The sequence below is a fragment of the Massilia violaceinigra genome (genome assembly GCF_002752675.1).
In the GTDB taxonomy this organism is placed as follows: domain Bacteria; phylum Pseudomonadota; class Gammaproteobacteria; order Burkholderiales; family Burkholderiaceae_D; genus Telluria_A; species Telluria_A violaceinigra.
In genome coordinates this window covers 823,062-838,376 of sequence record NZ_CP024608.1, presented here as the reverse complement: position 1 = coordinate 838,376, position 15,315 = coordinate 823,062, and the positions used below count along the sequence as shown (strand labels likewise).

Genomic DNA, 15,315 nt, shown 5'->3' with positions numbered 1-15,315 from the left:
CCATGTTCGATCACATTGCAGACGCCATCAAGGTGCCGGATTTCGTACGCCTCGGCCCCAACCTGTACGTCGCCCGTTTCGAGACGATGAAAGTGTATTCGACGCTGGTTGCGGTCGAGCGCTTGCTGGCCGCCGGCGTGGTCAGGCGCGGCGACACGCTGCTCGACAGCTCCAGCGGCATTTACGCCTACGCGCTCGCGCTGGCGTGCCACAAGTTCGATATGCAGTGCCACATCATCGCCTCGAAAACGGTGGACAAGACGCTGATGGTGCAGTTGCAGCTGCTCGGGGCGAACGTGGAGCAGGTGCCGCCGTCGGCCACCCTGAAGATGGACCAGAGCCTGCGCGTGGCGCGCATCCAGGAAATCCGCGCCGCCAATCCGCATGTGCACTGGATGCAGCAATACCACGACGATATTCACTACGCCGGCTACGAGCCGATCGCCAGCGACATCGAACGCCTGCTCGGCACCGATGGCCTGACCATTGTCGGCGGCGTGGGCTCGGGCTGTTCCACCGGCGGCCTGGCGCGCGCGCTGCGCTGTACCGACAATGCGGTGGAACTGGTCGGCGTGCAGCCGTTCGGCAGCGTCACCTTCGGCTGCGCCCACATCGAAGACCCGGGCATCATCATCGCCGGCATCGGCACCGGCATCCCCTTTCGCAATGTGCAGCACGCGCTGTACGACCAGATCCACTGGGTCGGCTTCGATTACGGTCTGGCGGGCGCGGTGGCCCTGCTGCGCCGGCACGCGATCTTCGCCGGCCTGTCGAGCGGCTGCTGCTACCTTGCCGCCGCGCGTGAAGCGCAACTGCGGCCCGAGCGCAACGTGCTGTTCATCGCGCCCGATACCGGCCACCGCTACGTGGACGCGGTCTTCGCGCAGCACGCCGACGCGCTGGAACTGCATACGCTGGCGCCCGTCCACGTCGACTCGCACGAGCAGCTTGTGCTGCCCTGGTCCGTGATGGCCTGGAACCGCCGCACCGCCACCGAAACATTCAACTGAAAAGGGAGTAATCACACCATGGCACACCTGTTAATGATCGAAAGCTGGGTCGGCGGCACCGGCCGCATCTTCCCCTCCACCATCACCGGCGCCGGCCACACCTACACCTTCGTGACGCGCAACCGCGGCCACTACCTTGACGGGCAGGATGCTCCGATCCACCCGGTGCTGGCGCACGCCGCCAATGTGCTCACAACCGAGACGAACGACGTGCCGGCGCTGATCGCCTTCCTGCGCGCACAGCACCGCGTACTCAAGTTCGACGGCGTGGTGACCATCTGCGACTACTACATCGACACCGTGGCCCAGGTGGCGCAAGCGCTGGAACTGCCGCAGGCGTTCTGCAGCAACGTGGCCATGGTGCGCCGCAAGCACCTGGTGCGCGAAGCGCTGGAAAAAGCCGGGCTGCCCAATCCGGCTTTCAGTGCGGTGACGTCGTGGGACGCTGCGCGCGAGGCAGCCAGCGAGATCGGCTATCCGCTGATCCTCAAGCCGTCGGACCTGGCATCGAGCGCGTTCGTCAAGCTGGTCAAGGATGAAGCGGAGCTGCAGGCCGCCTTCACGGCGCTGGAAGCATTTCCGACCAACTTCCGCGAGCAGGCGCGCGAGCCGCTCTGGCTGCTGGAAGAGTACATGAAGGGCGAGGAAGTGAGCGTGGAAGCGTGCACCTTCGGCGGACAGACAACCATCATCGGCATCACCGACAAGAGCCTGACAGGCTTCCCCTACTTTATCGAGGACGGACATATGTTCCCGGCGCGGCTGGACGGCGACGTGAGCGAAGCGGTATGCGAGCTGGTGGCGGCGGCACTGCAGGCGGTCGGCTTCGACCACGGCATCAGCCACACCGAAGTGAAGATCACGCGCAAGGGACCGCGCATCGTCGAAATCAATCCGCGCCCGGGCGGGAACTACATTGCGGAGCTGATCGAGCGGGTTACGGGCATTGAATTCCTGTCCGCCCAGATCGACCTTGCGCTCGGCCGGCAGCCGGACCTCACGCGCAAGGAGACCGGCGTGCAGAGCGCCGCCATCAAGTTCCTGGTCCCTGCAGGCGTGGGCCGGGTCAGCGCCATGACCGGCATCGACAGCGTGGCCAACGCGCCACACGTCGTGCGTGCGCTGATCGCCAATGCGGCCGGCAAGGAATTGGCCGCGCCCATCGACAACGCCTGCTACCTCGGCCACGTCGTCGCCGTCGATCCGGACGGCCTGGATGCGCGCAAATATGCCGAGAAGGCACTCTCCCGGGTTGAGATGCGTTTTGCCGGCGATGTGAAAGAGCCGGCCGCGCCATGGAACGTGGCGGGCCTGATCGAAGACGTGCAGTGCGGCCTGTACGGACCGGCGCCGGCGACGATGCACGTGGTCGGCGCATCGTGGATTTCGCAGAGCACGCGCTTTCCGGGCACGCAGCAAACCTATCGCAACTATTATCTGGTGCTGCGCGTGGGCGCGGCCTTTGGCGCCTGCTGCATCGAACGCGATGCGCTCGATCCGACAATTGCGCCGGCGCTGGCAGGCAGCAGCGTGGCCGACCTGCTGGTCGATCCGCGCCTGCCGGTGCGCATCGCCGCGCTCGACGCGTACCTGAATGCGGTGCGCCCGCCGCGCGAGTCGGCGCTGGCGCAAGCGATGCTGCTGCCGGCCGGCGCGCCGCCGGTGCGTGCGGTGGCGCGCGACAATGCGATTGCCGCGCTGGTGTCGATCAAGTCGGGCCAGCGCGTGGGCCTGATCGGTGTGGTCAATCCGCTGGTCGACGCGATCGTGCAGCATGGCGGCATTTGCCTGCCGTGCGACTTCAACATGGAGCGCACTCAGAACGGGCTGGAAGTGGCGCGCGACATGCTGCCGATCCTGGAGCAGGCCGACATGATCATCGCCACCGGCATGACCTTGTCGAACGGGTCGTTCGACGAGATCCTGATGGCGGCGCGGCGGCGCGGCATTCCGCTGATCGTGTACGCGCAGACCGGCAGCGGCATCATCCCACGCTTCCTGGGCGACGGCGTGGCCGCGGTATGCGCCGAACCGTTCCCGTTCTCGCAGTTCAGCGCCGATCCGACTTCCGTCTACCTGTACCGCGCGCCATGACCGTTCTCTCCGACCAGGTTCGCAAGCGCGGGCTCAATGCGCTGCTGGCGTACACCTTCCTGATGGTGGTCGGCTTTGCGATGCTGATGCCGCTGGTGAGCGTGCACTTTGTGAGCAATGCTGGCATGGCCGCGGCCGTGGTCGGAGGCGCGCTGGCGCTGCGCCAGATGACGCAGCAGGGGCTCGCGCTGGTGGGCGGCATGCTGGCCGACCGCTTCGGCGTGCGGCCGATGATCTGCCTCGGCGTCCTGTTGCGCGCCGCCGGCTTTGCCAGCCTGGCGTTCGCCGATGACGCCCTCATGCTGTGCGTGGCAATGGTGGTGTCGGCGCTGGGCGGTGCGCTGTTCGAGGCGCCCTACCAGGCGGCGATTGCGGCACTGACCACGGAAGAGACGCGGCCGCGCTACTACGCACTCAGTAACTGGGTCAGCGGCATTGCCAGCACCATCGGCCCGCTGGTCGGCGTGGCGCTGCTGCATGTGGACTTCCAGATGGTGTGCCTGGCGGCTGCGGCCTGCTTTGCGCTCAACTGCGGCATCGCCCTGTGGATGCTGCCGCCGCTGGAAATCCAGGAGGCGCCGCAGGCCATGACGCACCGCCTCGGCCTGGTCACGCGCGACCGGCCCTTTTTGCTGTTCACCGGCCTGATGATGGGGTACTGGTTCGTGGCGGTGCAGATCAATATCAGCTTCCCGCTGCTGGCCGAACGCCTGAGCGGCAATCAGGATAGCGTGGGCATCATGTTCGCGCTCAGCGCCGGCCTGACGGTGCTGTTGCAATACCACCTGCTGCGGGTGGCGGAGCGCTGGCTGTCGACGCAGCAGATTCTCGTGCTGGGCGTGACGATCATCGCGCTCGGCGCCGGCGCCATCGCGCTGGCGCATACTTTTGCGGCCTTTCTGGTGTGCGTGGCGGCGTTTTCGGTCGGCGCCATCCTGGTGCGGCCGACGATGCAGAACCTGATCGCCAGCATGGCCAATCCGCAGGCGATGGGGACCTTTCTCGGTTTCAGTTCGCTCAGCCTGGCGCTCGGCGGCGCGATCGGGAATGTGGCCGGAGGCTGGCTGGTCGAGTTATCAAGCGCGCGGCAATGGCCGCAACTGCCGTGGATGATTTTCTGCGCCGTCGGGCTCCTGAGCGCGTTCGGCCTGTTTCGTTTGGCGCCACGCGCGCGGGAGGCCACATGAACAAGCGGCATGCGATTGCGATGCTGTGCGGCGCAATCGTTGTGGCCAGCGCGGCGCGCTACTGGAGCACACCCGCGCGCGCCCAAGCGGCGCCGCCCTCCCCGCCCGCCATGGTGGTCAACACCGTGGTGGCGGTGGTGCGCGACGTACCGGTGGTACTGCGGGCGAACGGCACGGTGACCCCGATCAGCGTGGTGGACGTACACGCGCAGACCACCAGCACGGTGAAGCAAGTGCACATTCGCGAAGGCCAGTTCGTCAAGGAAGGCCAGCTGCTGTTTTCGCTGGATGATCGCGCAGAGCGCGCCGGCGTGGAGCGCGCGCAGGCGCAAGTGATGCGCGACGAGGCGGCGCTGGCCGGCCTGGAGCAGCGCTACCGGCGCAGCGTGGAACTTCTGGACAAGCAGTTCATCGCCATCACCGCGGTCGATACGCTGCGCAGCGAAGTCGATGCGGCGCGTGCGCTGCTGCGGGCCGACCAGGCAGCGCTACGTGCGGTGCAGGTGGGCGCCAGCTACAACACGATCCGCGCACCGATGGCGGGACGGGTTGGCGCGATCACGGTGTATCCGGGTAGCCTGGTGCAGGTCAGCACCCTGCTTGCCACCGTCACACGGCTCGATCCGATTGCGGTCGCGTTCACGCTGCCGGAATCGAATGTGGGCGAACTGCTGGCGGCGCAGCAGCGCGGCGCGGTGGCGGTGGAGGCCAACAAGCGCACAGGAAAGCTGAGCTTCATCGACAACAGCGTCGACCCGGCGGCCGGGGCGATCCGGGTCAAGGCGAGTTTCGAGAATGGCGACGCCGGCATGTGGCCGGGGCAGTACGTGGACGCGCGCGTGACCGTGCGCACCCTGCGCGGCGCGGTCGTGATTCCGCAGGCGGCGATGATCACCAACCCCACCGGCAGCTTTGTGTACGTGGTTGGGCCGGACCAGACGGTGAAACAGGTGGCGGTAAAGCGGCTGCATGCGTTCGGATCGAGTGCGGCGGTCACGGGCCTGGCGGGCAGCGAAACCATCGTCACGGAGGGCAAGCAGAATCTGAAGCCGGACGCGCGCATCAAGGCGGGCCAGGGATGAACTTATCCGGATATTGCATCGAGCGCCCCGTGATGGTGGTGCTGCTGTCGGTCAGCCTGGTGATTGCCGGACTGCTGGCGTACCGCTTCATTCCCGTGTCCGCGCTACCGAGCTACAACACGCCGGTCATCAACGTGCAGGCCAATCTGCCGGGCGCCAGCCCCGAGACGATGGCGTCATCGGTGGCGCTGCCGCTGGAGAAGGAGTTCTCCGCGATTGCGGGCGTCACCCTGCTGACCTCCACCAGCACCCTGGGCGCCACGTCGGTGACGCTGGAATTCGGCCCGGCCATCGACATCAATGCCGCCGCGGTGGACGTGCAGGCGGCGCTGCTGCGGGCGCAGCGCGCACTGCCGCGCGAAATGACCGAGCTGCCATCGTACCGCAAGGTCAATCCGGCGGAAGCGCCGGTGCTGTCGATGGAGATGACGTCGCCGTCGATGGACTTGTCGGAGTTGAACGACTATGCGGAGAACCTGATCGCGCCGGGCCTGTCGGGTCTTCCGGGCGTGGCGCAGTTGACGGTGCTCGGGCAGAAACGCTTTGCCGTGCGGGTGCGCGCCCATCCGGGCCGCATGAAGGCGCGCGACCTGTCGATGGATGAACTGTCGGCCGCGCTGCAAGCGGCCAATGCCAATTCACCGCTCGGTGTGCTGGACGGGCCGGCGCAGACGATGGTCATCCAGGGCAACGCGCAACTGCTCAAGGCAGCCGACTACGCGGGGCTGATCGTGGCCATGCGCGCAGGCCAGCCGGTGCGGCTGGAGGACGTGGCCGACGTCGAGGACAGCTACCAGTCGGTGCGTTCGGCCAGCAGCTTTAACGGAGAGCGTTCGATCGTGCTGCTGCTGTACCGCCAGCCGGATGCGAATACACTGGCCGTGGTCGACTCGGCCAAGCGAACGCTTGAACGCATGCGCGCGCAGCTGCCGCAGTCGGTGGCGATCAATATGGTCAACGACCGTTCGGTATCGGTGCGCGAGGCGATGATTGACGTGAACATCACGCTCGGGCTGACCGTCGTGCTGGTGATCCTGGTGATCTTCCTGTTCCTGCGCCGTGCCGCGGCCACGCTGATTCCGGCGCTGACGATTCCGATTTCCCTGCTTGGCGCGCTGCTGCTGATGCACTGGCTCGGCTACAGCCTGAACAATGTCTCTCTGCTGGGGATCACCCTGGCCGTGGGGCTGGTGGTGGACGATGCGATCGTCGTGCTGGAAAATATCGTGCGCCATATCGAGGCGGGCAAAACGCCGGTTGATGCGACCATCGTCGGCGCGCGCGAAGTGAGCCTGACCATCGTGTCGATCTCGATCTCGCTGGCGGCGGTATTCATGCCGATTTTCTTCATGCCGGGCGTGATGGGATTGCTCTTCCACGAGTTTGCGGTGGTGGTGTCGCTGGCGGTGCTGGTGTCGGCGCTGGTGTCGCTGACGCTGGTGCCGATGCTGTCGAGCCGCCTGCTGCGCGAAAATGAACATCACGTCGCAGCCACCGGTACCCCTTTCGGGCGCCTTGAACGGGCGTATGCCAGGTCGCTGGACCGCGCGCTCGCGCACCGCACAGTGGTGCTGCTGGCTGCGCTGGCCATCCTGTTGCTGACGGTGGGGCTGTATGTGGCCATTCCCAAGGGGCTTCTGCCGGAAGAGGACCTGGGCCAGATCCGCGTATCGACCGAAGCATCGGAAGATATTTCATCCTCCGCCATGCTGGCACTGCAAGTGAAAGTGGCGGCGGCAATCAAGGCCGATCCGAATGTGCGCGATGTGACATCGTCGGTCAGCGGCGACAACAGCGGCAGCATGTTCCTGCTGCTTAAACCACGCGAACAGCGCGCGGCGATGGCCGATGTAATCAAGAGCCTGAAACGCGCCACCAGCGGCATTGCCGGCGTGGCCGTGTATCTGAAGCCGGTGCAGAATTTCCAGGTCGGCGGACGGCCAAGCAAGAGCCGCTACCAGTACGCCTTGCAAAGCGTGGGCGCCGGTAGTCCCGACGAATGGGCAGCCCGGTTCCTGGAGCGGATGCGGGCCGACCCGCGCTTTAGCGACGTCACCAGCGATGCGCGCAACGGCGGCTTGCAGGCGACCTTGAAGATTGATCGCGACAAGGCGGCGGTGCTGGGCGTGCGGGTCGCCGATCTGCGCAGCGCGCTGTATTCGGCCTTCGGCGAGCGCCAGGTGGCGACCATTTACGGCACGGCAGCCACCTATTCGGTGATCCTGGAATCGGCGCAGGCCGAGCGCCAGTTCGAGGATGCGCTGGGCCATGTGTCCGTGCGCAGCAAGGCAGGTGAGCTGGTGAACGTATCGAGCTTTGCGACGGTGGAGCGCACGCTCGGGCCATTGTCGGTCAATCACCAGGGACAGCTGCAGGCGATCACGCTGTCGTTCAACCTGGCGCCGGGCGTGCCGCTGGGCGCGGCGACCGGCGCCATCGATGCCATGGGGCGGGACATGTTGCTGCCAGCGTCGATCGTGGCGCGTTATGGCGGCGACGCGGCGGTGTTCCAGGAGGCGCAATCGAGCCAGGTGTGGCTGATCGTGGCCGCGCTCGGGGTGATCTACATGTTGCTCGGGGTGCTGTACGAAAGCTATATTCATCCGCTGACCATTCTGGCCGGGCTGCCGTCGGCGGCGGTGGGCGCGCTGCTGACCTTATGGCTGTTCGGAATGGAGCTGACCATGATCGCGGTGGTCGGCATTTTGCTGCTGATCGGGATCGTGAAGAAGAACGCGATCATGATCATCGATTTTACGCTTCACCTGCAGCGCGAGGAAGGCATGGCGCCGGAACTGGCGGTGCGGCAGGCCTGCCTGCTGCGCTTTCGGCCGATCATGATGACGACGATTGCGGCGCTGATGGGTGCCCTGCCGATTGCGCTGGGATGGGGTGCGGGGGCGGAGCTGCGCCAGCCGCTGGGGCTTGCGGTGGTCGGGGGGCTGGTGTTTTCGCAGCTCATTACGCTGTATGTGACGCCGGTGATGTATCTGGCGCTGGACCGGTTCGACCGTAAGAAGAAGCGTATGCGCAATGACCCGGTGCGGGCCGGGCGCCATCGGTCAATTGCCGACGAAGCGCTCTTGTAGCTCATCTTTGCCGCTGCGCTCAGCCAGCGCCGCAAGCTGCTCATAGACCAATTGCGGGCCGCCCATGCGCATCGCCAGGATCGCCTGCTCAAGTTCCGCGCCGCGACTGAGGTAACGCATGTGTGCGCGTAACTCGGGGATCTCCACACCCGGGTTGGCGCGCTGAAGGAGCTTTAGTGCGTCGACCAGGTTATGCGCATGCATTAAGTCGTGCACGTCTGGCGGTACGTTGGTGACCGAATTTTCCATGCCAAAGCGCAGATGAAGAATTCGCTCAAATTCGTCCGCCAGGTGCGGCAAGCCTTCATTCGACTTATTTTCCGCCGCCCACAAGAGATGGGCTCTGCGGCATGCATTGCAGTAGCGCATGTGGTAAATGATCTCATCGTTTACCGCACACCCACCCCGCACCATGAATTTCGATTTGGGAAACAGATACCGGTGGGCCTTGTTGAACGCCTCGCTATAGCGGAACAATCCATACGAAATCATGACAACCCCATCATTCAGCGGATTGCCGTGAACCGGGCAGTGCGTATCGAGGTCTTCCAGCAGCATGAGGTGATCCGTTTCTGTAAGCTTGAATGGCAACTGCCGGGCTGAGCCTGACGGTACAAGATCTTAACGTAGCGCCGACCTCGACGCTCCTACCGGCCAAAACCGCGATCAGGCAAGCTGACGATCCATCGCGCCAGCGGCTTTCGACTCCAGGCTGTATGCACCGGCGCCAAAGGCGACCACTTGCAGTAGGCCACCGGCCATGGCCAGGTTTTTCAGCAGGTGAATCGATAGTTGATCGATGCGCGCGGACGAATCCCGCTGCTTGCATTGCCGTACTTGCCGATGATGACGCGGGCCGGACCATGGCTCTGCACTTGCGCCGGCGCCAGGTACTGGCTCTGCGCGGGGCCGTTTTCATCTACTTCCGGCAGGGCACATGCCGCTGCACATGGTCGAGGCCGACATCGGCAGCGGTGTGCTGGTGCCGATTCAGCTGGACGTGTTCGCGACGGCCGGGCCGGGGTTTTCAATGCATGCGATCCACCTGGCGGACAATCCGCCGGACCGCGCCGGCCGCTGGTTCATCGACAAGCTGAAACAGGGCTAAGGACGAATGCTGATCTTGTCGCCCGGGCGCACGAGGTCGTACAGCACGCGCATCTGCTTGTCGTCGAGGGCGATGCAGCCCCAGGTCCAGTCGCTGCCAGCGCCTTTGCCGTGGATGAAAACATCGCCGCCCATCGGGGTGTGCTGGGATGGCGTGCGGCCCTGCCTGATCGCCGCCTCGATCACCGCGTACTGCGCGGCCGAGATCACGCCGGCTTTGCGGCCCAGCGCGGCGTCATCGAGATTGGGATAACTGATGCCCAGCGACAGATAGAACTGGCTCTGCGGATTTTTGTGCGTGATGACGTAACTTCCCTCGGGCGTCTTGCGGTCGCCCTGGCGCAGCTTGCGTCCGGTTGGGGAGGCGCCAAGCGCGATCTTGAAGGTGCGGCTCACGCCGTCGGCCTTGTACTCGAGGATGCGTTTCGCTTTGAATACGGTGATCTGCGCGGCCCACACCGGCAAACTGGTAAGCAGAAGGAAAAAGAAGCTGGCTAAAAAGAAGTAGTTGCGCATGGGAGTGAACTGGTCGCACTGCGACGCGTTCGAGAGGCAGTTGTCGAACTGGCTATTTTGCACTGGTTCAAGCATGCGTGGCAAAAATACGACGTGGTGACCGGCGCGGGGCGAGATCCCATCGACCTGCTCATCAGTTGCTCACCTTGCCCATAATCAATGTGGCGCCCACCTCCATTGCATAGACTCAATTTTATGCCTTGCAGGAAGTCAGTGATCCTGCCCTACCGGGAGCTGCACCGTGATCGACCTCACCCTACTATTTTTCCGCTTCCCATGATGAATCTTCGCCGCCTGTCGAGCGCGTTGCTGGTATGCATGGCGCTCACTTCCTGTTCCGAGACCGGACCGGCGCAGCTCACCGGTTACGTGGAGGGTGAGTTCGTACGGGTGGTGGCGCCGTTTGCCGGCGCCCTGGTCAAGCTGCATGTGCGGCGCGGCCAGCACATCGAAGCTGGAATGCCCCTGTTTTCGCTCGAAGATGAAAACGAAGCGTCGGCCCGCAAGATGGCCGCGGAGCGTCTGCAATCGGCCCAGGCCCACCTGGACGATCTGATGAAGGGCAAGCGGTCCGAGGAACTCGACGTCACCCGTTCGCAGCTGGCCCAGTCGGTGGCGATGGAAAAAATCTCCGCCACGCAGCTCGATACCAGCCGCGAGCTGGTCGCCAAGGGCTTCGTCTCCAGGGTGCAGGAAGAAACGGCGCAGGCCAACAACCTGCGCGACCGTGCCCGCATCGCCGAGCTGGAACATCAGCTCACGGCCTCCCAGCTGGGTGGACGTGTCGACCAGCTGCGCATCCAGAAAGCTGAAATCGCCGTCGCCAAGGCGCAGCTGCGCCAGTCCGACTGGCAGCTGCGCCAGAAGAGCGGCGTGGCCACCCGCGCCGGACTGGTATTCGACACCCTGTATTCGGAAGGCGACTGGATCGCCAGCGGCAACCAGGTGATCACGATTCTGCCGCCCGGCGCCATCAAGGTGCGTTTCTTCGCCAGCACCGCGGCGCTGGCCTCGCTCAAGGTCGGGCAGACGGTCAAGGTGCAGTGCGATGGCTGCGCCCGGGAGGTCGACGCGCGCATCAACTATATCTCGCCGCAGGCCGAATACACCCCGCCCGTCATCTACAGCAAGGATTCCCAGGCCAAGCTGGTGTTTCTGGTCGAAGCGCTGCCCGTCGATGCGCGCGACGGCTTTACCCTGCATCCGGGCCAACCCATTCGCATCGGAATGCCACGATGAACCGCTGCGTTATCGACGTGCGCCAGCTGAACAAGCACTTTGGCGACAAGCACGTGGTCAAGGACCTGAGCATGCAGGTGCATGCCGGCGAGATTTTTGGCTTCCTCGGCCCCAACGGCAGCGGCAAGACCACGTCGATCCGCATGATGTGCGGCCTGCTGACGCCCGATTCGGGCAGCGGCACCTGCCTGGGGTTCGACGTCATCCGCGACAGTGCGCAGGTCAAGCGCCGCATCGGCTACATGACCCAGCGCTTCTCGCTGTGGGAAGACCTGACCATCCGCGAAAACCTCGATTTCATTGCGCGCATCTACGGCATGCCCAAGCGCCGCGCCGTCGTCGAACGCACCCTGGAGCAGCTCAACCTCGGTTCGCGCAGCCACCAGCTGGCCGGCGCCTTGTCGGGCGGCTGGAAGCAGCGCGTGGCGCTGGCCGCCTGCATGCTGCACCAGCCCGAACTGCTGCTGCTCGACGAGCCCACCGCCGGCGTCGATCCGCAGGCCCGGCGCGACTTCTGGGAAGAGATCCATCTGCTGGCCGCGCAGGGCGTGTCGGTGCTGGTCAGCACCCACTACATGGACGAGGCCGAGCGCTGCCACAAGCTGGCCTACCTCTCTTACGGAAAGCTGTTGGTGCAGGGCACCGTGGACGAGGTCATCGCCAGCCAGGACCTGAGCACCTGGGTGCTCCATGGCGGCGCAATGGCGGGCGTGGCCCAGGCGTTGCGGGGCAGCCCCGGCGTCCACCAGATCATCATTTTCGGTAACAGCCTGCACGTGATCGGCGAACAGGGCGACACGCTGGCGCACACCCTGGCCGAGCTGCATGGCCGCATGGCGTTCCGCTACGAGCAGATCGCCACGGGGCTGGAAGATACCTTCATCTACCTGATGAAGCGTGCCGAGGACAATTTCGCATGATGGAGACCATGATCCCGCCGTCCGCGTTGCCGGTGCGCTTTTCGCTGCTGCGCTGGTACGGCATCGTGCTCAAGGAATTCATCCAGCTGCGGCGCGACCGCCTGACCTTCGGCATGATCATCGGCATCCCGATCGTGCAGCTGCTGCTGTTCGGCTTCGCCATCAATGTCGACCCGAGGAACCTGCCCACGGCCGTTATCGACCTGAACCAGTCGGAATTTAGCCGCAGCTTCATCGCCGGCATGGAGAAGACGCGCTACTTCAGCATCGACCGCAACATCGCCGGCGAAGCGCAGGCCGATGCCGCCCTGGCCGCCGGCAAGGTGCAGTTCGTGGTCAGCATTCCTCCCGATTTCAGCCGCAAGCTGATGCGCGGCGAGCGCCCGGCCCTGCTGATCCAGGCCGACGCCACCGATCCGGCGTCGACCAGCAATGCGCTGGCGGCCATCACGCAGCTGTCGCACAACGTGCTGCAGAAGGACTTGCGCGGCGCCCTGTCCAAACTGAACGGCGGCGCCGCGCCGTTCGAGGTACGCGTGCACCGCCTCTACAACGAAGAGGGCATCACCCAGTACAACATCGTGCCCGGCCTGATGGGCGTGATCCTGACCATGACCATGGTGCTGATGACCAGCCTGGCCATGACGCGCGAACGCGAGCGCGGCACCATGGAAAACCTGCTGGCCACGCCCACGCTGCCGCTGGAAATCATGACGGGGAAAATCACGCCCTACATCATGATCGGCCTGATCCAGGCAACGCTGACGATCGCCGCCGCCCGCTTCGTGTTCCACGTGCCGTTCGTGGGCAGCGTGCTGCAGCTGTACGTGGTGATCATGATTTTCATCGGCGCCAATCTGACGCTGGGCATCACGTTTTCTTCGCTGGCCCGCAACCAGCTGCAGGCGATGCAGATGACGTTCTTCTTTTTCCTGCCCTCGATTCTGCTGTCGGGGTTTGCCTTTCCGTTTCGCGGCATGCCGCACTGGGCCCAGTCGCTGGGCGAAGCGCTGCCGCTGACCCATTTCGTGCGGCTCGCGCGCGGCATTCTGTTGAAGGGCAACGGCTGGATCGAGCTGTGGCCCAACATCTGGCCCCTGATGGCGTTCATCGCCGTGGTCATGGCCATGGGCCTGATGCTGTTTCATAAAACCCTGGACTGAATCGCCAGTGACCAGGTGCGGCGGGACAGGGTATTCCTGGCCGGTGTGGCAGCAAATCGACGTGCCGGGTTGTGAAGGCACGCCGACATCAACGCCGGCGCCGGCGCCAGCGCCGGTATTTTTCGACCATGTCAGGAGTCCCGTATGTCGCGTTACATATCGCTGTCCCTGGTGGCCATGGCCATCTGTACCCCGGCCGCTCACGCGAGCCTGTGCCGCCCCGCGGCCGCTGGCGAGATCGCCGGGTATGTGTCCCCATTCAGTTCGCCGTCGATCATTTCTCCTGTCGACGGCACTTGCTGGGTCCCGGAAATCGCCATCACCAGCCATGATGGCACCAGGCTGATGGCCAGCCTGTTCCTGCCCAATGGGGCGCAAGGCGGCGCGGTATCGCCCGGCATCGTGATGGTAGGCAGCTGGGCCACGCCCGGCCAGTACGAATACATGGGACAGGCGCAGCGCCTGGCCAAGGGCGGCTACATCGTGGTCAGCTACACCGCGCGCGGCTTCCACAATTCGGAAGGGCTCGTTGGCGTGGCCGCGCCGGCCGACGTGCGCGACGTCTCCAGTGTGCTCGACTGGCTGCAGGCCAATACCCCCGTCGACATGCACAACGTCGGCGTGAGCGGCATTTCGTACGGCGCCGGCCTGTCGATGATGGCGCTGGCGCAGGATGCGCGCTTCAAGACGGCGGTCGCGTTTTCCGGCTGGGGCCAATTGATGGACCAGATGTACCTCGACGGCAGCGCCAACTACACCTGGTCGAACGTGCTCAATCTGCTGGGCGCGGCCACCGGCCGGCGCGATCCCCTCGTCGATCAGCAGGTGCGGATACTGAACGATCCGGATAGCACCAGCGCGCAGATCGCCGACGTGGCCGCGTGGGCCGCGCCGCGCTCGCCGTCCCAGTTCATCGCCCAGATCAACCAGCGCAATGCGCCGGTCTTCATCAGCAAGAACCTCCAGGACGATATGTTCACGGCTAATTCCAGCATGGCCATGTTCAGCGCCCTGACGGGGCCGAAAAAGCTGCTGCTCAATAAAGGCATCCATGCCTTGACCGAATTTCCCGGTGCGCTGCTGGGTGAAGACAACTACCCGTACGACGAAGCGCGCCGCTGGTTCGACCGTTTTCTCAAGGGCGTGCGCAACGGTGTAGACACCGAGCCGCAAGTGTCGATGCAGGTGCGTCCGGCCAACGCGCGCGAGTCGTTCGGCACCTGGCCGGCGCCGGAAGTGGCGGAGCAGACGTGGCACCTGACGCCGCGCGGCGCGCTGCGCTTCGATTTTTCCTGCTTCTGCCGCAAGGGCGACAAGGGCAGCCTGGCGGCCGTGCGCAACAGCAGCAGTGCGGCCGACACTGTCCATAACTTTTCCGATACCACCGCCACCACGGGCCCGCTGCCGCTGTTGGCCAGCATCCGCGCCGCCAACGATATCCCCATCGTCACGATGATGCAGAGCGTCGGCCTGAGCACCGGTGTGCGCTACGAAGGCGCCGCTCTGGCCGCGCCCCTGAAGATTCGCGGCGTCCCGCGCCTGACGGTGCAGGTGGCGCCATCGCAGGCGCGCGCGCAACTGGTGGCGTATCTGTACGACGTCGACGCGATCGGCATCGCCAGGCTGATTACCTACGGTTCGCGCAGCGTGCATGCGGCCGTGCCGGGCCAGACCCTGCGCTATCCGATCGAGCTGTCGGCAGCCGCGTACGACATCCCGGCCGGGCATCACCTGGGCATCGTGATCGATACGGCCGATCCGCTGTACGCGCCGGCCGTGCGCCCGGGCGAACGTTTCAGCATGAGGCTTGTATTCGACCGGGGCCTGGAATCGACGCTGGTACTGCCGCTGCGGCAGCAATAAAGCACGCAAGAAAACACCCTCGCCCGCCGCGAGAGCCCTGAAGTC

The 15,315-nt window shown here is 64.9% G+C and carries 12 protein-coding genes and 1 pseudogene; 10 read left to right on the top strand and 3 right to left on the bottom strand.

Annotated features, from left to right (window positions below):
• Window positions 1-2: 2 nt before the first annotated feature.
• From CR152_RS03905 to CR152_RS03885, 5 genes are read left to right on the top strand one after another with little or no spacing between them, the layout of a single operon-like run.
• Window positions 3-1,010 (top strand): pyridoxal-phosphate dependent enzyme, encoded by a 1,008-nt coding sequence (locus tag CR152_RS03905; RefSeq protein ID WP_099873767.1) that lies wholly within the window; start codon window positions 3-5, stop codon window positions 1,008-1,010.
• A gap of 18 nt (window positions 1,011-1,028) precedes the next feature.
• A complete protein-coding gene (locus CR152_RS33755) occupies window positions 1,029-3,104 on the top strand; it encodes an ATP-grasp domain-containing protein (protein WP_208640066.1) in 2,076 nt (691 codons plus the stop codon).
• Window positions 3,101-4,291, top strand: coding sequence for an MFS transporter (locus CR152_RS03895; RefSeq protein ID WP_157778316.1), 1,191 nt, complete (start codon window positions 3,101-3,103; stop codon window positions 4,289-4,291). Before CR152_RS33755 ends, CR152_RS03895 begins: the two co-directional genes overlap by 4 nt.
• A complete protein-coding gene (locus CR152_RS03890) occupies window positions 4,288-5,373 on the top strand; it encodes an efflux RND transporter periplasmic adaptor subunit (RefSeq protein ID WP_099873765.1) in 1,086 nt (361 codons plus the stop codon). Before CR152_RS03895 ends, CR152_RS03890 begins: the two co-directional genes overlap by 4 nt.
• A complete protein-coding gene (locus CR152_RS03885; protein ID WP_099873764.1) occupies window positions 5,370-8,462 on the top strand; it encodes an efflux RND transporter permease subunit in 3,093 nt (1,030 codons plus the stop codon). Before CR152_RS03890 ends, CR152_RS03885 begins: the two co-directional genes overlap by 4 nt.
• Here CR152_RS03885 and CR152_RS03880 read toward each other — a convergent pair.
• Window positions 8,436-9,020 (bottom strand): hypothetical protein, encoded by a 585-nt coding sequence (locus CR152_RS03880; protein ID WP_099873763.1) that lies wholly within the window; start codon window positions 9,018-9,020, stop codon window positions 8,436-8,438. The genes CR152_RS03885 and CR152_RS03880 overlap by 27 nt on opposite strands.
• A gap of 108 nt (window positions 9,021-9,128) precedes the next feature.
• Window positions 9,129-9,248 (bottom strand): annotated as a pseudogene (locus tag CR152_RS33995) (LysR family transcriptional regulator); the annotation flags it as partial.
• 151 nt (window positions 9,249-9,399) lie between these two features.
• Between CR152_RS33995 and CR152_RS32665 the strand changes: the two are divergent.
• Window positions 9,400-9,570 (top strand): type 2 periplasmic-binding domain-containing protein, encoded by a 171-nt coding sequence (locus CR152_RS32665; RefSeq protein WP_157778315.1) that lies wholly within the window; start codon window positions 9,400-9,402, stop codon window positions 9,568-9,570.
• On the opposite strand, the gene CR152_RS03865 is transcribed toward CR152_RS32665, so the two are convergent.
• Window positions 9,567-10,148, bottom strand: coding sequence for a L,D-transpeptidase family protein (locus CR152_RS03865; RefSeq protein WP_208640065.1), 582 nt, complete (start codon window positions 10,146-10,148; stop codon window positions 9,567-9,569). The genes CR152_RS32665 and CR152_RS03865 overlap by 4 nt on opposite strands.
• Window positions 10,149-10,361: 213 nt before the next feature.
• Between CR152_RS03865 and CR152_RS03860 the strand changes: the two genes are divergently transcribed.
• The 4 genes from CR152_RS03860 to CR152_RS03845 all read left to right on the top strand — a co-directional run bounded on the left by CR152_RS03860 (window position 10,362) and on the right by CR152_RS03845 (window position 15,270).
• Entirely contained in the window at window positions 10,362-11,324 is a 963-nt protein-coding gene (locus CR152_RS03860) for an HlyD family secretion protein (protein WP_208640064.1), read from the top strand.
• Window positions 11,321-12,244, top strand: coding sequence for an ABC transporter ATP-binding protein (locus CR152_RS03855; protein WP_099873761.1), 924 nt, complete (start codon window positions 11,321-11,323; stop codon window positions 12,242-12,244). Before CR152_RS03860 ends, CR152_RS03855 begins: the two co-directional genes overlap by 4 nt.
• Window positions 12,244-13,407 (top strand): ABC transporter permease, encoded by a 1,164-nt coding sequence (locus CR152_RS03850; protein WP_229413768.1) that lies wholly within the window; start codon window positions 12,244-12,246, stop codon window positions 13,405-13,407. Before CR152_RS03855 ends, CR152_RS03850 begins: the two co-directional genes overlap by 1 nt.
• Window positions 13,408-13,551: 144 nt before the next feature.
• Window positions 13,552-15,270, top strand: coding sequence for a CocE/NonD family hydrolase (locus tag CR152_RS03845; protein WP_099873760.1), 1,719 nt, complete (start codon window positions 13,552-13,554; stop codon window positions 15,268-15,270).
• The last annotated feature ends 45 nt before the right edge of the window (window positions 15,271-15,315 follow it).

Coding starts and splice junctions, on each gene's coding strand:
- CR152_RS03860 (WP_208640064.1), top strand. CDS start 10,362: ATGATGAATCTTCGCCGCCTGTCGAGCGCGTTGCTGGTATGCATGGCG.
- CR152_RS03885 (WP_099873764.1), top strand. CDS start 5,370: ATGAACTTATCCGGATATTGCATCGAGCGCCCCGTGATGGTGGTGCTG.
- CR152_RS03905 (WP_099873767.1), top strand. CDS start 3: ATGTTCGATCACATTGCAGACGCCATCAAGGTGCCGGATTTCGTACGC.
- CR152_RS33755 (WP_208640066.1), top strand. CDS start 1,029: ATGGCACACCTGTTAATGATCGAAAGCTGGGTCGGCGGCACCGGCCGC.
- CR152_RS03895 (WP_157778316.1), top strand. CDS start 3,101: ATGACCGTTCTCTCCGACCAGGTTCGCAAGCGCGGGCTCAATGCGCTG.
- CR152_RS03845 (WP_099873760.1), top strand. CDS start 13,552: ATGTCGCGTTACATATCGCTGTCCCTGGTGGCCATGGCCATCTGTACC.
- CR152_RS03855 (WP_099873761.1), top strand. CDS start 11,321: ATGAACCGCTGCGTTATCGACGTGCGCCAGCTGAACAAGCACTTTGGC.
- CR152_RS32665 (WP_157778315.1), top strand. CDS start 9,400: ATGCCGCTGCACATGGTCGAGGCCGACATCGGCAGCGGTGTGCTGGTG.
- CR152_RS03850 (WP_229413768.1), top strand. CDS start 12,244: ATGGAGACCATGATCCCGCCGTCCGCGTTGCCGGTGCGCTTTTCGCTG.
- CR152_RS03880 (WP_099873763.1), bottom strand. CDS start 9,020: ATGCTGCTGGAAGACCTCGATACGCACTGCCCGGTTCACGGCAATCCG.
- CR152_RS03890 (WP_099873765.1), top strand. CDS start 4,288: ATGAACAAGCGGCATGCGATTGCGATGCTGTGCGGCGCAATCGTTGTG.